The organism is Camelimonas fluminis, assembly GCF_014656355.1.
GTDB classification, from domain to species: Bacteria; Pseudomonadota; Alphaproteobacteria; order Rhizobiales; family Beijerinckiaceae; genus Camelimonas; species Camelimonas fluminis.
Genome location: NZ_BNCG01000021.1, coordinates 1 through 20,534, shown reverse-complemented (window position 1 = coordinate 20,534; position 20,534 = coordinate 1). Strand labels below are relative to the sequence as shown.

Here is a 20,534-nt window from a genome sequence, read left to right as displayed (position 1 = left end):
AGGCCGATTGCGTGGAAGAGGTGAAAATCAGGCGGCGCGGGGCAGGCTAAGCAGTTCCGCAGCGGTCTCCCGCCAGCCGCGATCGACCAGGCGTGTTTCGAGCAGACTGGCGCGGTAGCGCAGGTTCCGCGCCGACCGGGCATCGCAAGCCGCCGAGGCGCTGCCGCGCAACCGGCTTGCCTCGCTCACGATACGGCGGGCTTGCGCGTCAGAGATGACAGGCTGCTGCCAGACAATGGCCCGAGCCCGGATTTCTCCGGCGAGGACCAGACCGTAGGTCGAGTCATGAATTGCGGCAATGCGCGCCTCAAAGCGCAGCGTGTCGTCCTCTCCAACGCGAATATCGTCACGCGAAACGCGCTGTGCCGCGATCGTCATGGCGTCTTCGGGAGTGGTACATTCACCGAGAACGATAGTCCGGTCGAATTGACTGGTATCGTGATCGTCGACGAAACTGACAGTGCCGAGGCAGGAAACCCGTAGCGGATACCGAAGGGCGCTACGCAGCCCGGGCAGCACCTGCCGGGCGAGGATTTCGCCGATCGGGCGGAAGCCGGATGAGCGGTGGAGGGACATGGGAACTACTCCGCGACGGGCGCCGGGAGCCTCTCTCTCCGGCCACCAACCCGTCACGGCCAACCGGCCCGCACTCTAACTCTTTCGTATCGCGGTATGGCCGCTACCGCCGGCAGTGAGAGATTATCCGCAAAGCGATGGCTCGGCTGCGTTGCCTGCGCGCCGGGCCATCGGGATGAGGCTCTTCTCGTGCCTCAGATCCACGGATCAAGTTCGAGTTTCACCATCTCTTCGTCGCCATCGAACTCATTGGCGGGCATGGCGCCATGGGTGCCGTCCCCGGCCTGGAACACGACGATCACAGTCATCAGCGTGGTGGCGAGGCTGGCGGCAAAGGCGGTGGCATCTGCATAGGACATGGGTTCCGGCTCCTGTTTTGGAGGCGGGGGACCATCCCCCGCGCGACAGGCGCCCGAAGTGTCTGACCGGATCTGCAATCACCCTCGCGCGTTCGGCTTGTCCGGATCCGCGAGGGCGGCACGCAAAGCGTCAAGCCGACCCCTTGCGGGTTGAATGCAAAGACGACGGCTCAGACCAAGGTTTGCGAATGGAAGCGGGGGGGTGTTCTGCCTCTGACAGGAATCCGCATATCCGTTGCGGATCGGTTCGCCGCGCCAGCCTGGTTACCACGCGGGCAATAAGCGATGATCCTTCAGCCCCGGGGACGGCACCCATTGCGCCAGCCATGACGGGGATTGATCCTGGGGCGACCCTGGCGCGGCTTGCTCCATCCCGATTGCGTCAGGAAGAGACGGGGCAGCCGGAGCCGCCCCGCGTGACGATCATTCCGCGGCGATCACCTGCTGCGCCTCATCCTCTTCGTCGACAATGTCATCCTCGGCGTCGCCTGCGAGGAATTCAGGAAGGTCCACATCGACATCGCCTTCCGCCGAAGCGTCAGGCTCCGCAGCAGGATCGATCGTGCGCAGCGGCTCGGGCAGCCAGCCGGTATCGGCGAGCAGGCGCTCGGCTTCCTTGGCCATGTCGCCCTTCTTGAGATGCCCGATCAGCTCCGATGCCCGTTCGCCTGCACCTTCGCGAACCGCCTCGAGGATGCGCGGCTTGGTCACACGGCCGAGATAGTTGCTGACGGTCGGCTTCCAGCCCGCCACCACCATGTCGAGACCGGTAGCGCACACCAGACGGTTCGCCTGGGAGAGACGCACCTCCAGCCCGTGTTGGCTGACGCCCGTGCCGCTATAGGGATTGGGCTTTTCGTAAAGGGCGTTGATGCCAAAGCTGACGCAATGGGCGAGAAGCTCCATGCGGGACTCCTCATCGAGATCGATCAGCCAGTTCCAGAGCGCCTCATCGTCAGCCGGGATGTGATCGCCCCAGCGTTCGTGCCGTTCGGTAACAGACCGCGCCGAGACGCTGTCGCGCAAATCCTCAGCCTGTGCCGGCAAGTGAACCTGGCGGACATGGGCCTCGAGGCATCCCCTGGCGGGCTGCGGCAGGAAGGTGTCCATCACCAGCCGATGCAGCAGCGCGGTCATCGCAATATGGGGATTCATCGCAACAGCATCGCGCAGCGCGAGCGTGCGATGCGCGGTCAGCTCGCTGATCAACCGGTCCGGCAGCGGCCGCACAATCTCGACCTCATCGTCGTCCTCCGGAGATTCGCTGCCGCCACCGACTTGGACAACCGCATGCGACACACCAGCTACTGCGCCCTCTGTGGCCGGGCCGGAGGAGCCATCGGGATCTTCGCCATCAATCGCCGCTTCATCCTCGGGCCGAACATAACCCCGTTCGGCCCGCAGCTTGCCGTTCCCATCGATGCTGACGAAGACGCCCGCCCGCGCAACCTGTTCGGGATCATAGATCATCGGCCTGCGCTCGAATTCTTCCAACGCCTGCTCAATCTCACCAAGCCGCTGATCGACCTCATCGGGCAGCTCGTCGGCCTCGGCATATTCGGCTTCGAGCCGGTCATATTCCTCGCGCAGGGATTCGCGGGTGGCGCGCTCATCGTCGGTCAGATCGGCGACCGAGCCCTCGAGTTCCCGCAGGCCGTGGTCGTGGCCATAGGGAAAGGTCACCGCTACCTCGACCCACTGCCAGCCTTCGGCCGCAATGGACTCGGCTTCGGCTTTCAGCTTTTCGCCTGCTAGGCGATCGAGCAGCTCCGGATCCTGAAGCCAGCCGCCGTCGTCGCGCTGAAAGAGATCGCGCAGCACATAGCCGCCGGCGGCTTCATAGGCCTCGATACCGACAAAAAGCGCTCGCCTGTCAGAGGCGCGCACTGCGGTTTCAGTCAGGAGACGGCGGATATAGTGCGGCTCTTTCTGCCAGGAATCCTTGATCGCATCCCAGACCTGTTCCTGCCGGGCATGGTCTTCCGACACGGTGAAGGCCATGAGCTGTTCGAGCGTCATGCCGTCTTCGGCGTAAACGTCGAGAAGCACGGGCGAGACCGCAGCAAGACGCAGGCGCTGCTTGACGACCTTCGGGTCGACAAAGAAGGCGGCTGCGATGGCTTCCTCGCTCATCGCCTTGTTGCGCAGCGCCTGGAAGGCCCGAAACTGATCGAGCGGATGAAGCGGCGCGCGCTCGATATTTTCCGCGAGCGAGACTTCGTCGATCAGGATGTCGGCATTGGCCTCGGATATGACGCATGGTACCGGTGCAGTTTTTGCGAGACGCTTCTGCTTGACCAGCAATTCAAGGGCCCGATAGCGGCGACCGCCTGCGGGCACCTCGAACATGCCGGTTTCCTTGCCCTCAGGGTCGAGGACTGGCCGCACATGCAGGGACTGGATCAGGCCGCGGCGGGCGATGGATTCGGCCAGTTCCTCGACCGAGATGCCGGCTTTGACGCGCCGGACATTGGCCTGGCTCAGCGCCAGCTTGTTGAACGGGATATCGCGCGAGGACGCGAGGGTGATCTTCTGAACGGCAGCAGCCATATGCCTTACTCCATGACGGGCGCCGGGAGCCTCTCTCTCCGGCCACCAACCCGTCACGAAGCAAAGCGCCGCCCTCTTCCTCTCAAGAGAGCGGCGCAAATCGTAAAGCCGGAGAAGCGGGATTCAGTGTTTCCGGCTCTGTGTATCGGTCTGTTTCCGGGTCGGCGTGGAGGCGGCTCGGGCGCCGGAGTAAAGAATGCGCTCGGCCTCGCGGATGCCACCGGCCCGCCGCGCCATGTCAGCCCAGACCGAGATCGGGAAATCGCCGGTGAAGTGCAGATCGCGCTCGATCCTCATATCAAAGGGCAAGCGGATCGCCTGCATTTCGCCAAGGCTCCAGCTTCCAAGCTCTGGAAACCCCAGATCGGCAAGGCCGAAAAGGGTGTCACCGTCGCTATCCAATTCGGTCGCAAGCCAGACGCCGCTACCCAACGGATTGAAGAATTTTACCACGGGGACGGGGTCGACATCGCTCTGGCGGCCATTGGCGAGGAGCTGCTCGCGCTGGGTGCTGGTCAGGAGGATCATGCCGCAGCCCTCCGATCCGTCGATGCTGTATCTTCGCGGGGCAGATGCGCCAGCAGCCAATCGGCCGCCTTGCTGGCCTGGGAAGCGGCGCGGACGATGGCGCGGTTGTCCTCGCGCAGCACCTCGAGCCAGGAGCCGATGTAGTCGGCATGGCGTACGGTCGGCACAACGCCGAGCGAGGCGCAGCAGAAGGCCGCGTTCATTTCGGCGACCAATTCTTCGAATGCGTATTTCCTGGTGCCGAAGCGGCCCGACATATCCCGCCCAAGCCGGGAGGCATGGCCGGTGGCGTGCCCCAGCTCGTGCAGGGCGGTCCGGTGCCAGTCGATCGGCTCGAAATAGGCCTGTGGCGGCGGCACCTGAACATAATCGTGCGCTGGAACATAGAAGGCCTGGTTCCCACCGATGCGAAAGTCGATTCCGGTCGCCCGGATCAGCGCCTCGACCCTTGGCTCGATCATGTGGGGCGGCGGTGGCGGCGCCTCGATAGCAACATCCTCAGGCAAGCCCTCGCATTGCGCCGTGTTGAACACGGTGAAGCGTTTGAGAAACGGGATGCTGCCAGCTTCCTCCCCCGTCTCCCGCGCGCGGCGCTTCTCATCCTCGGGCGTGAAGCGGTCGGCATAGACGACGGTCGTGCCGCGCTCACCTTTCCGGACATTGCCGCCGAGCGACAAGGCCTGGCGGAAAGTCAACCAATGCTGGGTCGGATAGCCGTATTGAACAACGGTGCCCCAGAGGATCAGAATGTTGATCCCGGAATATTGCCGGGCCGTCGCGGCATTCCTCGGCATCGCGAGCGGCGCCTTCGCCGCCGTGCCCCAGGGCTGGACCCAGGGCAAGCGCCCTTGCTCCAGCTCGTTGATGATTTTCGCGGTGATCTCGTCATAGAGATTGGTGCGGTCGCCGCCGTCGCGTGCGGCGCGGTTCTGTCTGGCCATCGAGATTGTCTCCGCGACGGGCGCCGGAAGCCTCTCTCCCGACCTTCAACCCGTCACGGCAAACCCCGTCCGCACTCTCACTCTAGGAGCCGCGGTGGGGCCTAAATGGAGAAGACCCGCCTGAGAAAGCGGCCGCAAACAGCATCAGGCCTGTCCGATCTGCACGCCATGGTCGCCGACCATACGCCGCGGCCAATTTCTGCTGGCCCTTATCGGCACATATCGGCTCCAATCGCATCACCGCACCACGATCAGGAGCTGCAGATGCCATCCGTTAGCGACCGGCCCGTCAAACGTTCGATCCGAAGGAATGAACTGCGAGAAATCGTTCCTCTGGCGGACAGCACCATTTACGAAATGGAGCAGCGCGGAGAATTTCCTCGCCGCTTTGCCCTTTCACCCAGATGCGTCGTCTGGGATCTTGCCGAGGTCGAAGCGTGGCTCGAAAGCCGGCGCACGCGGCCAATCCCGCGCGCCAAACACCCCGACGTCGCCCAGCGGAAGTTCCGGCCGGTCAAAGGGCAGGGTCGGGCTCAAGCATAGGCATGGTCGGGGGGAGAAGGGTGACAGGCCGCTTGCGACCTTCCACCCATGCGTCAACGACGTCCGACCATTCCTGGAGCATATGGCGGCGCTGAACCTCGTACTCTGCCTTGTTGTAGACGCCGCGCGAAGATCGCCCGTCCTCGTGGGCGAGGCATTTCTCGATCCAGTCGCTGTTGAAACCGAGTTCATTCAGCAGCGTTGAGCCGGTCCGTCGCAAATCATGGACTGTAAACGGCTCGAGCGGCAGCCCCTCCTTCTGCGCCAGATCGACCACCGCGTAGGTGATGCGGTTGAACGTCGCCCGCGACATTGGGGCATCCGCATCGTAACGCGAGGGCAGCAGATACCGGGAATTGCCGGCACAGGTCTTGAGCGCGATCATGATGTCGAGCGCCTGTCGGGAAAGATACACATTGTGTGGCTTGGAGCGCTTCATCCGCTCCTTCGGAATGCTCCAAACCGCGTTCTCGAAGTCCACTTCGTCCCATACGGCGTCCTGCAGCTCGCTTTTACGAACCATCGTCAGCAGGAAGAGCTTCATGCCGAGGCGAATGGTCGGCAAAGTCGGGACATGCTCCAGTTGCCTCAGCATGATGCGGATCTCTGTCGGTGAAAGCGCACGGTCTCTGGGCCGAAATGCAGCAATCGAAGCTGGGCCGACTTCATCGGCGGGATTGGGCACCTTCTCGCCGTGCAGGATCGCGAAACTGTAGATCTGCTTGAGGATGTCGCGGACGTGGATGGCCGTTGCAGGCGCACCGCGATCGACGATCTTGGCGCAGAGAGCTCTCAGATCATCTGGGGTGATTTCGTGCAGCAGCCGGTTGCGCCAGACGGGCAGCAACTCTCGATCGAAGATCGAGCGCCGCATCGCTCTGGTACTGTCCGCCATCGGAGCCTTGTCCAGCCACTTCTCGCCGAACTGACCGAAGCTCTTGGCCTCTTTCAGGCGGCGCTTCTCGCGCTGTTTTTCAATTGCGGGTGAGCGGCCCTCTCGGACTGCGCGTTTGGCGTCCAGGCAGAGTTCGCGAGCCCGTGCGAGCGAAATGCCGTCACGTCCGTACCTGCCGAGATAGACGGTCTCGCGGCGCCCATTCAGCCGGTAATCCAGGCTGAATGAGATCAGACCTGTCGGCGTGACACGGGCATACATGCCGTCCCTGTCTGACACCTTGTAGACTTTGTCTTTTGGTTTCAGCGCCTTAAGCGCAGCGTCCGTCAACATGTTCGCGCAGCCTCCGAAAAGTACCGTCATGCGGTTTTGGGAGGTTCGTGACGCCTAAATCACTTTGTTATCAGTGTCTTACGTTGAAAAAAGTACCGTCACGATCCTCAACTCTTGCGACGGTACTTTCTGAGACGGCCGTGATCAATATGAGCGAGCACCGTCAATCGTGACGGTACTTGTGATTGCTACCCACCGATAGGTCTCGATAGGTGGCGGATAAAAAAATATTTTCAATCAGAGTGTTAGGGGAAATTCTGGCGCGTTGTCGGCGGCGTTTGGATGGGCCTGAATCATTCCCACTCGATCGTGCCCGGCGGCTTGGCGGTGATGTCGTAGGTGACGCGGTTGATGCCCTTCACTTCGTTGACGATGCGGGTGGAAACCTGACCGAGGAATTTCATGTCAAACGGATAGAAATCCGCCGTCATGCCGTCCACGGAGGTCACCGCGCGCAGGGCGCAGACGTAGTCGTAGGTGCGGCCGTCGCCCATGACGCCGACGCTGCGCACCGGCAGCAGCACCACGAACGCCTGCCAGATGTCGTCGTAGAGGCCGGCTTTGCGGATCTCGTCGATATAGATGGCGTCAGCCTGGCGCAGGATATCGCACTTCTCGCGGGTTACTTCGCCCGGGCAGCGGATGGCCAGGCCAGGCCCCGGGAACGGGTGGCGACCGATGAAGGCGTCCGGCAGGCCGAGTTCGCGACCGAGAGCGCGCACCTCGTCCTTGAACAGCTCGCGCAGCGGCTCGACCAGCTTCAGGTTCATGCGGGCCGGCAGGCCGCCGACGTTATGGTGGCTCTTGATGGTGACAGACGGGCCGCCCGTGAAGGAAACGCTCTCGATCACGTCCGGATACAGGGTGCCCTGCGCCAGGAACTCCGGCGCGCCGCCGTGGGACGCCGCGATCTTCTTCGCCTCCACATCGAACACGTCGATGAACAGGCCGCCAATGATTTTGCGCTTCTGCTCCGGATCGCTGACGCCAGCGAGCTTGCCGAGGAACAGCTCTTCCGCCTGCACGTGCACCAGCGGAATGTTGTAGTGCTCGCGGAACAGGTTGACGACCCAGTCCGCCTCACCCATGCGCATCAGGCCGTGGTCGACGAGCACGCAGGTAAGCTGGTCGCCGATTGCCTGGTGGATCAGCACGGCCGCGACGGCCGAGTCGACGCCGCCCGACAGGGCGCACAGCACGCGGCCCTGCCCCACCTGGGCGCGGATGCGGGCGACCGCCTCGTCACGGAACGCGCGCATCGTCCAGTCGCCGGTGCAGCCGGCGATGCGGCGGACGAAATTGCGGATCAGCCGCGCGCCGTCGGGCGTGTGAATCACTTCCAGATGGAATTGCACGCCATAGTAATGGCGCGTCTCATCGGCGATGGCGGCGTGCGGTGCATTCTCTGACGCGGCGATGACCTGAAAGCCTTCCGGCAGACGGGTCACGCGATCGCCATGGCTCATCCATACGGGATAACGGTTGCCAAGGCCCCAGACGCCATCAAACAGCACCGAATCCGCCACGACCTCGACCTCGGCGCGGCCAAACTCACGATGATGGCCGCCCTCAACCACACCGCCGAGCTGCCTGGCCATGGTCTGCTCGCCATAGCAGATGCCCAGCACCGGCACGCCCGACTCGAAAATCTCGCGCGGCGCTTCCGGCGCATTGTCATCCAGCACCGAGCAGGGGCCGCCAGACAGGATCACCGCCTTCGGCTGCATGCGCGCGAAGGCCTCAGCCGCGCTCTGGAATGGCACGACCTCCGAATAAACCCCCTCCTCGCGCACGCGGCGGGCGATGAGCTGGGTCACCTGGCTGCCGAAATCGACAATCAGGATCTTCTCGTGAATGCCTTCGACGGGTGTGGCGGCGGCTTGTGCGTTCATGGGGCGGTCAGACCATCGTATGGGGGCCGGGAAAGAGGCCTTCTAGAGCATTTTCACGAAAAGTGGACCCCACTTTTCGTGAAGGACATGCGTCAAACCAGGAATTCGGAACGCCTCCGGTGCTTACCGGCAGCGATCCGGAGCAAATCCGGAAGACCGGAGCCATCAGGCGCGCGCCAGAGCGGCGACATAAAAGCCGTCGGTTCCAGTGCGCGCCGGCGTGAGTTGCAGGGCGCCGCCGGAGCGTTCATGGCCCGGGCGGCCAAAACTGGTTTCCGCCAGCGGCGCGGGCGTGAATTCGGGGTGGCTTTGCAGGAACCGCGCCACGGCTTCGTCGTTCTCCTCCGGCAGCAGCGAGCAGGTGATATAGACGATGCGGCCGCCTGGGCGCGTCAGGCCGGCGGCGCGCGCCAGCACCACCTGCTGGTCCTTCACCCGCTCGGCCAGCCCGCCGGGGCGCAGACGCCACTTGGCGTCCGGGTTGCGCCGCCAGGTGCCGGTTCCGGTGCAGGGTGCGTCAACCAGCACAAGATCAGCCTGGCCCGCGACATCCTCCAGCGGCTCAGGCCCGCCTGGTTGCCAGCGTCCGCGAGGCGAACGCACCTCGACGCAGGTCGCGCCGGAACGGTCGAGACGGTCATAGATTGCCGACAGGCGGCGGCCGTCCACGTCGGTGGCCAGCAGCCGACCCTGGTTCTGCATCATGGCGGCGAGCGCTAGGGTCTTGCCGCCGGCTCCGGCGCAGAGGTCGATCACCGTCTGGTCGGGGCGGGCGCCGCTGTAAAGCGCCGCCATCTGCGAGCCCTCATCCTGCACCTCGAACCAGCCGCGAACGAAACCTTCTTCCCCCTGCAGCGACTGCCCCCGGCCATCCGGCGGCGGCGGCAGGCGAATCGCCGCCGGCGCATGCGGGGCCAGGGTCGCGCCCATCCATGACAGCGCTTCCAGCACCTTCGCCGGTTCGGCCTTCAGGGTGTTGACGCGAAGATCGACGGGCGCGCGGCTGGCCAGCGCGTGCATTTCGGCAAGGACCGCCGCTTCGTCGCCAAAGCCGCGCAACAGCGAAGGGCCAATCCATTCGGGGAAATCGCCGCGCACATGCATGGGGGCCTTGCCGAGGCGCTCCCAGCCATTGGCGAGGGAGTCGAGTTCCTGGGCGGAGAGCGGCGGCGGGGCATAACCGGCGCCCGAGAACAAGGCGGCGATCTGCTCGCTGTTCATGCCGCGCTCCAGCGCCAGCATGCCGATCACCGTGGCCCGCGCGCCCTCCTCGCCCATGGCGAAGCTGGCCGAGAGCCGCCGGCGCAAACAGTCGTAGACCAGCGAAGCAATGGCGGCGCGGTCCTTGGAGCCGGCGAAGCGATGCGACAGGCCCCAGTCGCGCAGGGCGTCGGGCGCCGGCCGGCGACGGGCTTCGATGTCGGCCATCACCTCGATGGCCGCGGCTATGCGGGCTCCTGGCGTCATCCGGCGACAAAAAGGATACGCACGGCGAAGATCCCCCACATGATAATCAGAACAAAAACACTGACGCCGAAGGCGGCGCCGCGCGCCAGCATGCGGCCACCACGCACATGGATTGCGGCCTGAACGATCCGGGCCGCCACATAGACCCACTCCAGCACGACGAACAGCAGGTCTGCCTTGCGGGTGATCAGGGCCAGAATCACCAGCGCATAGAACAGCGCCGGCATGGCCAAGGCGTTGCCATAGGCGTTGTTAAGCCGGCGCGCGTCATCCGGCCAGTTGTCCGGGTTGAGCGTGACGTCGCGCTCGCGCACCTCGCCGTGGTTTAGCGCCCGCCGGCGGCTACCCGCCAGCATGAACAGCAGGACAAAGGTCAGGGCCACCAGAACAAAAACCGGAAGCAAAATGGCCTGTACGCTCATGTTGTCTCCCGCCTCTGAAACTGGCGCTCCGCGCCTCACCAATTGCCGGCGTCTTGCCTTCCGGCAACGCCGCCCTCGCGAAGATGCTGGCGCATCCGCGACCCGCAAGGCTCAAAGCCGCGGGACGCATTGCCTTGCAGGACATGCTTTACCGCCCGGCCTCAGCAAAACCCGACGGGTCACCCCATCAGGACCTGGCGTCAGGTCCGCGTCGGGTAGTTCGGGCTTTCCCGCGTGATCGTCACATCATGCACGTGGCTCTCGCGCAAGCCAGCGCTGGTGATGCGCACGAACTCGGATTTTTCACGGAAATCCTGCAGGTTGGCGGCGCCGACGTAACCCATGGCGGCGCGCAGGCCGCCGACGAGCTGGTGCAGCACGGCCGACACCGGCCCCTTGTAGGCCACCTGCCCCTCGATGCCTTCCGGCACCAGCTTCAGGGTGTCCTTGATATCCTGCTGGAAATAGCGGTCAGCCGAACCGCGCGCCATGGCGCCGACGGAGCCCATGCCGCGATAGGACTTGTAGGAGCGGCCCTGGTACAGGAACACCTCGCCCGGGCTTTCTTCCGTGCCGGCCAGCAGCGAGCCCATCATGGCGCATTCGGCGCCGGCGGCGAGCGCCTTGGCAAGATCGCCGGAATATTTGATGCCGCCGTCGGCGATGACCGGGATGTCAGCTTTCGCGGCGACTTCAGCGGCGTCGAGAATGGCGGTGAGCTGCGGCACGCCGACGCCCGCAACGATGCGCGTGGTGCAGATGGAGCCCGGGCCAATGCCGATCTTCACGGCGTCGGCGCCAGCGTCGATCAGCGCTTGGCAACCGCCAGCGGTGGCGACGTTGCCGGCGATGACCTGCACGCCGTTGGAAGCTTTCTTGATGCGGCTGACCGACTCAAGCACGCCGCTCGAATGACCGTGGGCAGTGTCGACGACCAGCAGATCAACGCCAGCGTCGATCAGCATTTCGGCCCGAAGGAAGCCCTGCTCGCCGGTCGTGGTGGCGGCCGCGACGCGCAGGCGGCCGCGCGCATCCTTGACCGCCTGCGGATAGGCGACCTGCTTTTCCATATCCTTGACGGTGATGAGGCCGATGCAACGGTAGGCGTCGTCCACCACCAGCAGCTTCTCGATGCGGAACTGGTGCAGAAGGCGCTTGGCCTCGGCCTGGTCCACGCCCTCGCGCACCGTGATCAGCCGCTCTTTGGTCATCAGCTCGGAGACCGGCTGGGCGGTGTTGGTGGCGAAGCGGACGTCGCGGTTGGTGAGAATGCCGACCAGCCTGCCCTTCTGGCCGCCGGGCGCGCGCTCCACCACCGGAATGCCGGAAATGCCGTGACGCTTCATCAGCTCGAAGGCGTCGGCCAGGGTCTCGTCCGGGTGGATGGTGACCGGATCGACCACCATGCCGGATTCGTATTTCTTGACCCGGCGGACCTCGTTGGCCTGCTCCTCCGGATCGTAGTTGCGGTGGATGACGCCGATGCCGCCAAGCTGGGCCATGGCGATGGCCATGTTGGAGCCGGTGACGGTGTCCATGGCCGAGGAAATGATCGGAATATTGAGCGAAACGGTGCGCGTCAGGCGGGTGGCGACATTAACGTCGCCGGGCAGCACCTCGGATGGACCGGGCTGCAGCAATACGTCATCGAAGGTGAGACCTTCACGAAAACGCCCGCCATTGTCGATTTTCACCATGGTCAACTTCCGATCCGGTCCGGCGCCCCGTCTGTCGGCCGGCCCGCTGGCCGCCGTCGTTCAGGCCCAACCTGTTGTGTGGGATCGCCTCCCTGTCGCCAGACCCGGACAGGCTGGCGGGAATGATCCCAGCGAAATAATGATGCGCCCCCGCCCGTCGGGCAATCGCGTCTGTTTTCTGCGACCCGGCGTCAGCGAATGAGCGAAGTTGACGCCGGCCCTTAGCACAGCAAATGCGTTCGTGCAAAAATTCCTTTACGGTTTGTTGACATGGCCCTGGGCGCGCGTCGGCCCGGGCCTGGAACCACCCGGGGCCGCGCCATCCGGCGACGGGCGACTTTTCCATCGGCCGACGGGCGTTTCCTGCCCATGCCCCCCGCCCCCTGCCCATGCAACGCCCACAGGCTGGATGACGGCGACAGCGGCGGGGCCATGCACGGAAGGCCGGGCTGCAATCTCCAGTCCGCATGCGCAGGATACCCCCTGCGCCACAATCGCAGCTATGTTGCAAGCACCGTTCAGAGTCCGCCGGCGCACCAGCGGCGACCGGCGTGGCGCGTCCATTTCTTTCTGGCCTATTCCTGTCTGGAGGCAACAGCCCGTGAAGCGCTCGGTCCTGACGCCCCTCATCGTCGCCTGCGCCCTGTTCATGGAGAACACCGATTCCACGGTGATCGCCACCTCGCTGCCCGCGATCGCCGGCGACATCGGCGTCAGCCCGATCGCGCTGAAACTGGCCCTGACCTCCTACATGGTGTCGCTGGCGGTGTTCATTCCGATCAGCGGCTGGATGGCGGACCGCTTCGGAGCGCGCACGGTTTTCCGGCTGGCGATGGTGGTGTTCATGACCGGCTCGCTGGCCTGCGGCATGGCCAGTTCGCTCGAAGGTTTCGTGATGGCGCGCTTTCTGCAAGGCATGGGCGGGGCCATGATGGTGCCGGTGGGGCGGCTCGTGCTGCTGCGCACCGTGCCCAAAGCGGAGCTGGTGTCGGCGCTGGCCTATCTGACGGTGCCGGCGCTGGTCGGGCCGGTGGTCGGCCCGCCGCTCGGCGGCTTCATCACCACCTGGTTCAACTGGCGGTGGATCTTCCTGATCAATATCCCGATCGGAATCATCGGCGTCATCCTCGCCAGCATCTTCATTGAAAATGTGCGGGAGGAGGACGTGGCGCCTCTCGACATGCCGGGCTTCCTGCTCGCCGGCAGCGGCCTCGCCACCCTGATGCTGGCCTTCTCCAGCGGCGGCGGCCACCTGATTTCACCACCGCTGGCCATCGGCCTTGGCGGGCTGGGCGTCGCCCTGCTCGGCCTGTACCTGGCGCATTCGAAGCGGGTGGCGACGCCGGTGCTCAAACTCTCGCTCTTGCGCATCAACACCTTCCGGGTCAGCGTTTATTCCGGTTCGCTGTTCCGGATTGGCGCGGGCGCCATTCCCTTCCTGCTGCCGCTGATGCTGCAGGCCGGTTTCGGCATGACGCCGGCGCATTCGGGCATGATCACCTTTGTCTCCGCGGTTGGAGCGCTGTTCACCAAAACCCTGGCGACGCGCATCCTGCGCCGGTTCGGCTTCCGTTCAGTGCTGGGCTTCAACCTGCTGCTGGCCTCAGCCTTTGTCGCCAGCTATGGGCTGTTCACGGCGACGACGCCGCTGGCGGTGATGTTGGGAACGCTGTTCCTCGGCGGCTGCCTGCGCTCCATGCAGTTCACCGCCTTCAACGCCATCGCCTACGCCGATATCGAGCCAAAGGACATGAGCTTCGCCACCAGCCTGTATGCAGTGGCGCAGCAACTCTCCCTGGCCGTTGGGGTGGCCTTGGGGGCGGCGGCGTTGCAATTCTCGGCGCTGCTGCGCAGCGGTCAGCCCGACGCCATCGCCGCCCAGGATTTCATGCCGGCTTTCCTGTGCGTCGGCGTCGTTTCAGCGTTGGGCGTGTTGCTGATCCCCAGCCTTGCGCCCAACGCCGGCGCGGAAATGTCCGGCCACGTCAGCCGCCGCAAGGTTCGCGACTCTGCGGGCGACGGCACGGCGCGCCGGGCCACCGCCGAAGCAGTGCAACAGCATCCGCGCGCCGGCGAGGGCTGACGCTGCAGGATTTGCATGATGACCTGAGGAAAAAGCCTCCGCGTAGTCGTGGGACATGCCAGACAGCGACCATGACGACGCATCCGCGATCGGCATTGCCCAGGTCCGTGTGTCTCATGTCCTTGCAGAAAATGCTTTGCGCCGCCTGGCGCTTCACCCAAAATCCAGGCGGTCACGCTCGTTGGGTTTTGGCGTTATTCCGCGTCCCAGTGACCGGCGGCGGGCGGATCATCATCATGATCCTGCCCGGCGCCCAACGCTCCCTGGCCGCGATAGCCGGTGGCCAGCACATACAGCTCCGATGAACCGGCGCGACTGGCGGCGGGCTTCACATGCCGCACCACGGCGAAATCGCGTTTGAGATTGGCCAGAAGAGTGTTTTCCGTGCCGCCCTGGAACACCTTGGCGAGGAACACGCCGCCCGGCGCCAGCACCTCGCGGGCGAACTCGATGGCGACCTCAGCCAGACCGACGATACGCAAGTGGTCGGTTTTCTTGTGACCGGTGGTGTTGGCGGCCATGTCAGACATGACGATATCGGCCGGACCACCCAACATCTGCATCAGCAGGTCAGGAGCTTCAGGGGCCAGAAAGTCCATCTGAACGGCTTCAACGCCTGGCAGGCCGTCGATCGGCAACAGGTCGATGCCGACGACGCGACCCACCGGCGCGCCCGGTTTCGGCTCCGCCGCGCCGACGCGCTGCGCCGCCACCTGGCTCCAGCCGCCAGGCGCCGCGCCAAGGTCGATCACCCGCTGGCCCGGTTTCAGCAGCTTGTAGCGATCATCGATCTCCAGCAGCTTGAAAGCGGCCCGCGAGCGGTAGCCCTCGCGCTTGGCCCGCTCGACATAAGGATCGTTGAGCTGGCGCTCCAGCCATTTCTGCGACGCCGTCGTGCGTTTTTTCGCGGTCTTCAGGCGCACCTTGAGATTGCGCTGGCCGCCCTTGTCCGATGCACCGCTCATAACCTGATCACCCGAATTTCCGATACGCGCCCTGGAGCGCGATCCCCGAACAAGGAGGCTGCGGAGCAACCGCCTGTCCGGGGTAAATTACCAACAAACCTGCTGAATGGAGACAGCGCCGCCGCCCGGGCGGGAGCGCTGCGGCGATCCCGTCCGGTCGGCTGCGGATCCAGTTCCAGGATCGCCGCGTCCATATGAAGTCCCTGATGCAGGGCTGGACGCCCTGCCCGACATGGTTCGGCGCCTTCTACACGCGAAATCCTGTCCGGCGGAGCTGAAAATGCACCGGGCCGCCTCATCGGCGCCCGGCGCGCCCCGCCTGCAACATGCCGTCCTCGCGGATCATCGACATCAGGATGCCCTCGCGCAGCCCGCGATCGGCGATACGCAGCCTTGGAGCCGGGAAACAGCGTCGCAAGGCGTCGAGAATCGCGCAACCGGCGAGCACCAGATCGGCCCTGTCGTTACCGATGCAGGCGTTGGCGGCCCGCTCGCGAAAGCTGCTGCGACGCAGGTGGTGGACAACGCGGTTGACGTTGCGGTCGCTCATCCACAGGCCGTCGACCCGACGCCGGTCATAGCGCGGCAACCGCAAATGCACCCCGGCGATCGTGGTGACGGTGCCGGATGTGCCGAGCAGGTGAAAGCCCTCGCGCGCCGCGGCCCATCCGACCCGCTGGCGGAACGGCTCGAGCAGCGCCAGCACTTCATCGACCATCGCCCGGTAGACGGCTGGCGTCACCGTATTGCCGCCGTGGCGCTCGGCCAGGGTCACGACGCCGACGGGCAACGACACCCAATCGGCGATGCTCTGGCACGGGTCGTTCATGGTGGAAACGCCACGCCCGACCAGGCACGCCACTTCCGTGGAACCACCGCCAATGTCGAACACCAGCAGCGACTCCGACGCCGGGTCGGCCAGGCTGGCGCAGCCGGAAACCGCCAGAAACGCCTCGGTTCGCCGGTCGACCACCTCAAGCTGCAAGCCGGTTTCGGTCAGCACGCGATTGATGAAATCAGCGCCGTTCAGGGCGGACCGGCATGCTTCTGTCGCCACAAGTCGGGCGCGGGCCACATGGCGGTGATCCATCTTGGCGCCGCAAACGCGCAGGGCGTCGATCGAGCGCTGGATGGCGGTTTCGGCCAGCGCCCCGGTGCTGCCGAGCCCCTCGCCCAGACGGACGATTCGCGAAAAAGCGTCGACGACGCGAAATCCCGCATCACCCGGTTCCGCGATCAGCAAACGACAATTGTTGGTGCCCAGGTCCAGCGCGGCGTAGGCGACGCCCGGCTGTCGGGCGTCGGTTTCCCCAGCACCGCGACTTCGCCGGCGCAAGGCTTCGCCATGTCCACGCCGGGCATCGCCGCGGCGCTGGCCCGTGGCCCTGCCGTGACGCTCGTGCCTGAATGCGGCGTCGTCCTGAGCGACGCCGGGCGCATCGCGCCGCGGCGTCTCACCGGGCCGGGCCGGGCCAACCCGCGTCGCCTCATGGACGTCATTGGCCGTCAGGGCGGCGTGACGGTGCGCCGCGACAGGCTCCCGCCACGCAGGCCGGCCCGGGCCGCCATCCTGTGCGCCGCCATTTTCCGCAACTGTTACGGAAACGGCGCACGCGCCATTGGCGCCTGCATCGTCCATCGCCGACACTGTTCGATCCTTCACAGATCAGGGCGCGCATCATGAGCGCGCAAGTTGCCCACAGCGTAAACGCTGCCCTGCCCGGCGCCAAGCGCCCTGATCCGTAACCTTGATCTGGGAGCCAGGACATTTACGATCTGTCCATCCTCAAGGGATCAGATAGCCGCATTCCGCCGACACCGGCGGAGCGTGGACTACGCGGGCGCTTCGTTCAGGGCCGGCCTTGTGTGGCCGCCAGTGTGCGGGCGACATACTTCTGGGACGTCATGCAGCATTTTTCGTCCGACGGCGTCGACATCGCATTCGTGGATCTGCCGGCGCCCGAAGGCGCCAAAGGCGATCCGGTATTGCTGGTGCACGGCTTCGCCTCGAATCATTCGGTGAACTGGATCTATCCAGGCTGGAGCACCACCTTGAACCGGGCCGGCTACCGGGTCATCGCCCTCGACAACCGGGGCCACGGCCAGAGTCAGAAATTCTATGATCCGAGCTGCTACAATTCCGCCCTGATGGCTCAGGACTGCCTGAACCTGCTCGATCATCTGGGCCTGCCGCGCGCCGACGTCATGGGCTATTCCATGGGCGCGCGCATCACCGCCCATCTGGCCCTCGCCCACCCCGACCGGGTGCGTTCGGCGGTGCTTGGCGGGCTCGGCATCCGGCTGGTGGACGGCGTCGGCCTGCCCATGGGCATTGCGGATGCGCTTGAGGCGCCGACGGGCGACGGCCTCACCGACAAGCAGCAAAAAATGTTCCGTTCCTTCGCAGAGCAGACGCGCAGCGACCTGAAGGCGCTGGCCGCCTGCATTCGCGGCACCCGCCAGACGCTGACGCGGGAGGAAGCCTACCAGATCGGCGTGCCAACGCTGATCGCCGTTGGCACGCGCGACGACATCGCCGGCTCGCCGCATGAGCTGGCCGCCATGCTGCCCAATGCGTCTGCGGTCGATATCCCCGGCCGCGACCATAACCTCGCGGTGGGCGACCGGGTGTTCAAGGAGGCGGTGGTGGCGTTTCTGGCCGAGCGCCCGTGAACAGGCCGGATCGTCCTTGCAGGAACGATTGCGCGACGTCCGCGTTTTACTGCTGACTGAAGCGTCGCCATGGAACAGGATGTCATTGCAACAGGATGTCATCGGTTCAAACAGCACCGATGCAGGAGGCGTCATGAACAGAACGCCACGCATGCTAGCCGGCGCATTCGCCGTCAGCGCCAGCCTGGCGCTTTCCGGGTGCGTGACTGGCGATCCGGGTCCGTATTACGCGACGGGCGCGCCGGTGGTTTACCCAGACTCCTATTACTATGGGGCTCCGGCGGGTTACGGCGGAAGCTGGGGCTACGGTTACCGGCGTCCGTGGGTGGGACCGCGCCCCTGGGTGGGGCCACGGCCCTGGTCCCCGGCCGTGGGTGGGGCCAAGGCCCCCTCCGCCAGGTTTTGCTGCGGCGCCGGGCTTCAGGCCGCCGCCTCCAGGCATGGGACCGCGTCCGGGGTTTGGACCGGGACCCGGGTTTGGACCACGGCCTGGATACGGCCCAAGACCAGGATACGGGCCAAGACCAGGACATGGTCCAAGACCAGGCCCCAGGCCGGGCGGCCCGATGTTCCGGCCAGGGCCGTGATCTGGGAAACGCAAGAAGTTCGACTTCCCGGCCGCATCGAGCGCGAACGTCGTGAGAGCCGGGCCGCCCCCCGGGCGGCAAAGCCGGCGTCCCGCGCGGTGAATGTCGTCATTGCTGCAGCCCCGATCGTCATGTTGGGGAAGACGGCGACCGGGGCGCCGCCTTCATCTTTGCTGCTCGTCATCAACGGCCGATGCGGCCACGCCAGTGATGGTAAAGGGCCGCGACATCCCAGGCCGTCAACAGCGGCATGGCCTGCCGCAACTCCTCTTCCGGCCAGTCCCACCACTGCATCTCCTGCAGCATGCGAATGCTCTCCGCATCAAACCGTTTGCGGATGACGCCGGCGGGATTGCCGCCGACGATGGCGTAAGGCTCCACGTCGCGCGTCACGAGCGCACGCGTTCCGATAACCGCGCCATTGCCGATCCTGACCCCCGGCATGATGACGGCCTCCGAGCCGATCCAGACATCATGCCCCACCACCGTGTCGCCGGCAGCCTGATAGCCATTGCGGGCGCCGGCGAAAGCCTGGGCCTCCGGCATCCAGTAGAATGGAAAGGTGCTGACCCAGTCGCTCCGGTGCCCCTGGTTGCCCGCCATGATGAAAGCGGCGCCCGATCCGATGGAGCAGAAACTTCCGATAATCAGCTTGTCCGCGTCGTCGTCCGGCAGGATGAACCGGGCGCAGTCATCGAAACTGTGCCCATGATAGTACCCGGAATAATAGCTGAAGCGGCCAACGCGGATGTTCGGCTGCGTGACCTGACGGTCCAGCGTAACGCCCCTGAAAGGGCTCTCAAAGTAATTCGTCATGACAATCACCGCGCCTGGCCATCGGCAAACCGATTGATCGGCTCAGGCAAAAAACCACTGGCTGGCGCGAACGCATGATCGCGCCATGATCGTTCCTCGCATTGAAATGCGGGAACCGGCTTCAGGTGGTTCGGTGCGCGGACTTCATGCCGGCATCAATAGCCAGAACGGGCTCACGCGGCAACACCGCCCTTCCAGCGCCGTGGGCAGTGGCGCCAACACGGCAGACGCGGTGCGCAAGGCGCGCGGCGATGACCGACGCCGCGGTCGCCGCGAATTTACGTTACGTAAACTACCGCCCCCTAGCCTGGCCCCGTTTTCACAAGGAAGGAAGAATCCATGTTCAAGCGCGCCGCTTTCATCGCCGCCGGAGCCCTCTGCGGTTCCTTCGTCGCGTTTTCGGCCAGCGCAGCGCCCATGAGCGCCGTGTCCACCGCCCCCGTCGCCGGCCTGGAACTTGCACAGTACCGGCATGGCCCGCAGGTTCATCATCACCACGTGCGCAAGCCTGTTTGCCGCATGCAGCGCGTGAAGGTTCGCGGCCCCCATGGCCGGCCCATGTACAAGACCGTTCGCGTTTGCCGCTGACCGGACCGGCCCCGCTTCGGCGGGGCTTTTCTTTCGCCCGGCGCCCCCGCCAGGAAACAGCTGGCCAGATGGCCAGCAGCCTCATCAGCGGAAGACGATCACCGGCAGCTTGCTGTGGGTGAGCACCTTGAGCGTCACGCTGCCGAGGATCACCGCCGACAGGCCGCCACGGCCGTGGGAAGACATGGCGATCATGTCGCAGCCGCGCGCCAGGGCGGTGTCGATGATGGCCGCATAGGGGTGATCATGCTCAACCTGCGTCGCGTCGCAGGAAACGCCCATGGCCTGGGCTCGCGATGAGGCTTCCTTCAGATAACCGCCGGCCTGATCGCGCGCGGCCTGTTCGTATTCATCCTGGGTCAGCGCGACCTGCTGCGGGTCCAGAGAGAAGATGCGGAACGGCTCAACGACTGTCAGGATGGTGACGCGCGCGCCCAGTTCGTGGGCCAGGGACAATCCCTGCTCGACGGCCCGATGGGCCAATGGCGACCCATCTGTGGGGATGAGGATATGGTGTGCCATCACAACCTCCGAAACACACTCGCTTCGTTGGGGCCTGATAGAGCGTTTTTCGATCATTCCGGCTCATATCCGCATGAAACGAAGTAGTTCTCACATT

General features: G+C 65.0%; 18 protein-coding genes. 4 read left to right on the top strand and 14 right to left on the bottom strand.

All coding sequences use genetic code 11. From position 1 onward, the window contains the following. Positions 1–27: 27 nt before the first annotated feature. From IE243_RS17265 to IE243_RS17245, 5 genes are all read right to left on the bottom strand, one after another. Positions 28–576, bottom strand: a complete 549-nt coding sequence (locus IE243_RS17265; RefSeq protein ID WP_104959420.1) for a hypothetical protein — start codon at positions 574–576, stop codon at positions 28–30. A gap of 194 nt (positions 577–770) precedes the next feature. Further along, positions 771–935, bottom strand: a complete 165-nt coding sequence (locus tag IE243_RS17260) for a hypothetical protein (protein WP_104959421.1) — start codon at positions 933–935, stop codon at positions 771–773. Between the two features lie 423 nt (positions 936–1,358). Next, complete coding sequence (locus tag IE243_RS17255) at positions 1,359–3,485, bottom strand: ParB/RepB/Spo0J family partition protein (protein WP_191320638.1); 2,127 nt, start codon at positions 3,483–3,485, stop codon at positions 1,359–1,361. A 123-nt stretch (positions 3,486–3,608) separates the two neighbouring features. Then, the gene (locus tag IE243_RS17250; protein ID WP_104959423.1) at positions 3,609–4,013 is read right to left on the bottom strand and encodes a DUF2958 domain-containing protein; all 405 of its coding nucleotides are present in this window, start codon (positions 4,011–4,013) and stop codon (positions 3,609–3,611) included. Beyond that, positions 4,010–4,954, bottom strand: a complete 945-nt coding sequence (locus IE243_RS17245) for an ArdC family protein (RefSeq protein ID WP_132004686.1) — start codon at positions 4,952–4,954, stop codon at positions 4,010–4,012. Before IE243_RS17245 ends, IE243_RS17250 begins: the two co-directional genes overlap by 4 nt. Positions 4,955–5,218: 264 nt before the next feature. On the opposite strand from IE243_RS17245, the gene IE243_RS17240 reads away from it, so the two are divergent. Then, entirely contained in the window at positions 5,219–5,497 is a 279-nt protein-coding gene (locus tag IE243_RS17240) for a helix-turn-helix transcriptional regulator (RefSeq protein WP_121583338.1), read from the top strand. Here the strand turns inward: IE243_RS17240 and IE243_RS17235 are convergent. The 5 genes from IE243_RS17235 to guaB all read right to left on the bottom strand — a co-directional run bounded on the left by IE243_RS17235 (position 5,469) and on the right by guaB (position 12,203). Beyond that, entirely contained in the window at positions 5,469–6,725 is a 1,257-nt protein-coding gene (locus IE243_RS17235) for a tyrosine-type recombinase/integrase (RefSeq protein ID WP_132004689.1), read from the bottom strand. The two genes, IE243_RS17240 and IE243_RS17235, sit on opposite strands and share 29 nt — an antisense overlap. A 293-nt stretch (positions 6,726–7,018) precedes the next feature. Further along, complete coding sequence (guaA, locus tag IE243_RS17230) at positions 7,019–8,617, bottom strand: glutamine-hydrolyzing GMP synthase (protein ID WP_191320637.1); 1,599 nt, start codon at positions 8,615–8,617, stop codon at positions 7,019–7,021. Positions 8,618–8,782: 165 nt separating this feature from the next. Further along, the gene (locus IE243_RS17225; protein WP_191320636.1) at positions 8,783–10,084 is read right to left on the bottom strand and encodes an RsmB/NOP family class I SAM-dependent RNA methyltransferase; all 1,302 of its coding nucleotides are present in this window, start codon (positions 10,082–10,084) and stop codon (positions 8,783–8,785) included. After that, the gene (locus IE243_RS17220; protein ID WP_191320635.1) at positions 10,081–10,506 is read right to left on the bottom strand and encodes an MAPEG family protein; all 426 of its coding nucleotides are present in this window, start codon (positions 10,504–10,506) and stop codon (positions 10,081–10,083) included. Before IE243_RS17220 ends, IE243_RS17225 begins: the two co-directional genes overlap by 4 nt. Positions 10,507–10,706: 200 nt before the next feature. Next, positions 10,707–12,203 carry an IMP dehydrogenase gene (gene guaB / locus IE243_RS17215; RefSeq protein WP_191320634.1) on the bottom strand — a complete coding sequence of 499 codons (1,497 nt, stop codon included), beginning with the start codon at positions 12,201–12,203 and terminating at the stop codon, positions 10,707–10,709. A gap of 601 nt (positions 12,204–12,804) precedes the next feature. Here guaB and IE243_RS17210 point away from each other — a divergent pair. After that, positions 12,805–14,286 (top strand): DHA2 family efflux MFS transporter permease subunit, encoded by a 1,482-nt coding sequence (locus IE243_RS17210; protein ID WP_191320633.1) that lies wholly within the window; start codon positions 12,805–12,807, stop codon positions 14,284–14,286. 194 nt (positions 14,287–14,480) lie between these two features. Here IE243_RS17210 and IE243_RS17205 read toward each other — a convergent pair whose 3' ends face one another. After that, positions 14,481–15,251, bottom strand: coding sequence for an RlmE family RNA methyltransferase (locus tag IE243_RS17205; RefSeq protein ID WP_191320632.1), 771 nt, complete (start codon positions 15,249–15,251; stop codon positions 14,481–14,483). A 295-nt stretch (positions 15,252–15,546) separates the two neighbouring features. Further along, entirely contained in the window at positions 15,547–16,587 is a 1,041-nt protein-coding gene (locus IE243_RS17200) for a Ppx/GppA phosphatase family protein (protein WP_244643244.1), read from the bottom strand. 569 nt (positions 16,588–17,156) lie between these two features. Here IE243_RS17200 and IE243_RS17195 point away from each other — a divergent pair. Beyond that, positions 17,157–17,924, top strand: a complete 768-nt coding sequence (locus IE243_RS17195) for an alpha/beta fold hydrolase (protein WP_191320631.1) — start codon at positions 17,157–17,159, stop codon at positions 17,922–17,924. A gap of 770 nt (positions 17,925–18,694) precedes the next feature. On the opposite strand, the gene catB is transcribed toward IE243_RS17195, so the two are convergent. Next, positions 18,695–19,327 carry a type B chloramphenicol O-acetyltransferase gene (gene catB / locus IE243_RS17190; RefSeq protein ID WP_191320630.1) on the bottom strand — a complete coding sequence of 211 codons (633 nt, stop codon included), beginning with the start codon at positions 19,325–19,327 and terminating at the stop codon, positions 18,695–18,697. Between the two features lie 339 nt (positions 19,328–19,666). On the opposite strand from catB, the gene IE243_RS17185 reads away from it, so the two are divergent. After that, positions 19,667–19,915, top strand: coding sequence for a hypothetical protein (locus IE243_RS17185; protein WP_191320629.1), 249 nt, complete (start codon positions 19,667–19,669; stop codon positions 19,913–19,915). An 84-nt stretch (positions 19,916–19,999) separates the two neighbouring features. On the opposite strand, the gene IE243_RS17180 is transcribed toward IE243_RS17185, so the two are convergent. Beyond that, the gene (locus IE243_RS17180; protein ID WP_191320628.1) at positions 20,000–20,437 is read right to left on the bottom strand and encodes a universal stress protein; all 438 of its coding nucleotides are present in this window, start codon (positions 20,435–20,437) and stop codon (positions 20,000–20,002) included. Between the last annotated feature and the right edge of the window lie 97 nt (positions 20,438–20,534).

Excerpts from the sequence above, each read along its gene's own strand:
- IE243_RS17255 (WP_191320638.1), bottom strand. The coding sequence starts at position 3,485 with ATGGCTGCTGCCGTTCAGAAGATCACCCTCGCGTCCTCGCGCGATATC.
- IE243_RS17250 (WP_104959423.1), bottom strand. The coding sequence starts at position 4,013 with ATGATCCTCCTGACCAGCACCCAGCGCGAGCAGCTCCTCGCCAATGGC.
- IE243_RS17225 (WP_191320636.1), bottom strand. The coding sequence starts at position 10,084 with ATGACGCCAGGAGCCCGCATAGCCGCGGCCATCGAGGTGATGGCCGAC.
- IE243_RS17205 (WP_191320632.1), bottom strand. The coding sequence starts at position 15,251 with ATGAGCGGTGCATCGGACAAGGGCGGCCAGCGCAATCTCAAGGTGCGC.
- catB (WP_191320630.1), bottom strand. The coding sequence starts at position 19,327 with ATGACGAATTACTTTGAGAGCCCTTTCAGGGGCGTTACGCTGGACCGT.
- IE243_RS17245 (WP_132004686.1), bottom strand. The coding sequence starts at position 4,954 with ATGGCCAGACAGAACCGCGCCGCACGCGACGGCGGCGACCGCACCAAT.
- IE243_RS17265 (WP_104959420.1), bottom strand. The coding sequence starts at position 576 with ATGTCCCTCCACCGCTCATCCGGCTTCCGCCCGATCGGCGAAATCCTC.
- IE243_RS17235 (WP_132004689.1), bottom strand. The coding sequence starts at position 6,725 with ATGTTGACGGACGCTGCGCTTAAGGCGCTGAAACCAAAAGACAAAGTC.
- guaA (WP_191320637.1), bottom strand. The coding sequence starts at position 8,617 with ATGAACGCACAAGCCGCCGCCACACCCGTCGAAGGCATTCACGAGAAG.
- IE243_RS17260 (WP_104959421.1), bottom strand. The coding sequence starts at position 935 with ATGTCCTATGCAGATGCCACCGCCTTTGCCGCCAGCCTCGCCACCACG.
- IE243_RS17185 (WP_191320629.1), top strand. The coding sequence starts at position 19,667 with ATGTTCAAGCGCGCCGCTTTCATCGCCGCCGGAGCCCTCTGCGGTTCC.
- IE243_RS17195 (WP_191320631.1), top strand. The coding sequence starts at position 17,157 with ATGCAGCATTTTTCGTCCGACGGCGTCGACATCGCATTCGTGGATCTG.
- IE243_RS17240 (WP_121583338.1), top strand. The coding sequence starts at position 5,219 with ATGCCATCCGTTAGCGACCGGCCCGTCAAACGTTCGATCCGAAGGAAT.
- IE243_RS17220 (WP_191320635.1), bottom strand. The coding sequence starts at position 10,506 with ATGAGCGTACAGGCCATTTTGCTTCCGGTTTTTGTTCTGGTGGCCCTG.
- IE243_RS17180 (WP_191320628.1), bottom strand. The coding sequence starts at position 20,437 with ATGGCACACCATATCCTCATCCCCACAGATGGGTCGCCATTGGCCCAT.
- guaB (WP_191320634.1), bottom strand. The coding sequence starts at position 12,203 with ATGGTGAAAATCGACAATGGCGGGCGTTTTCGTGAAGGTCTCACCTTC.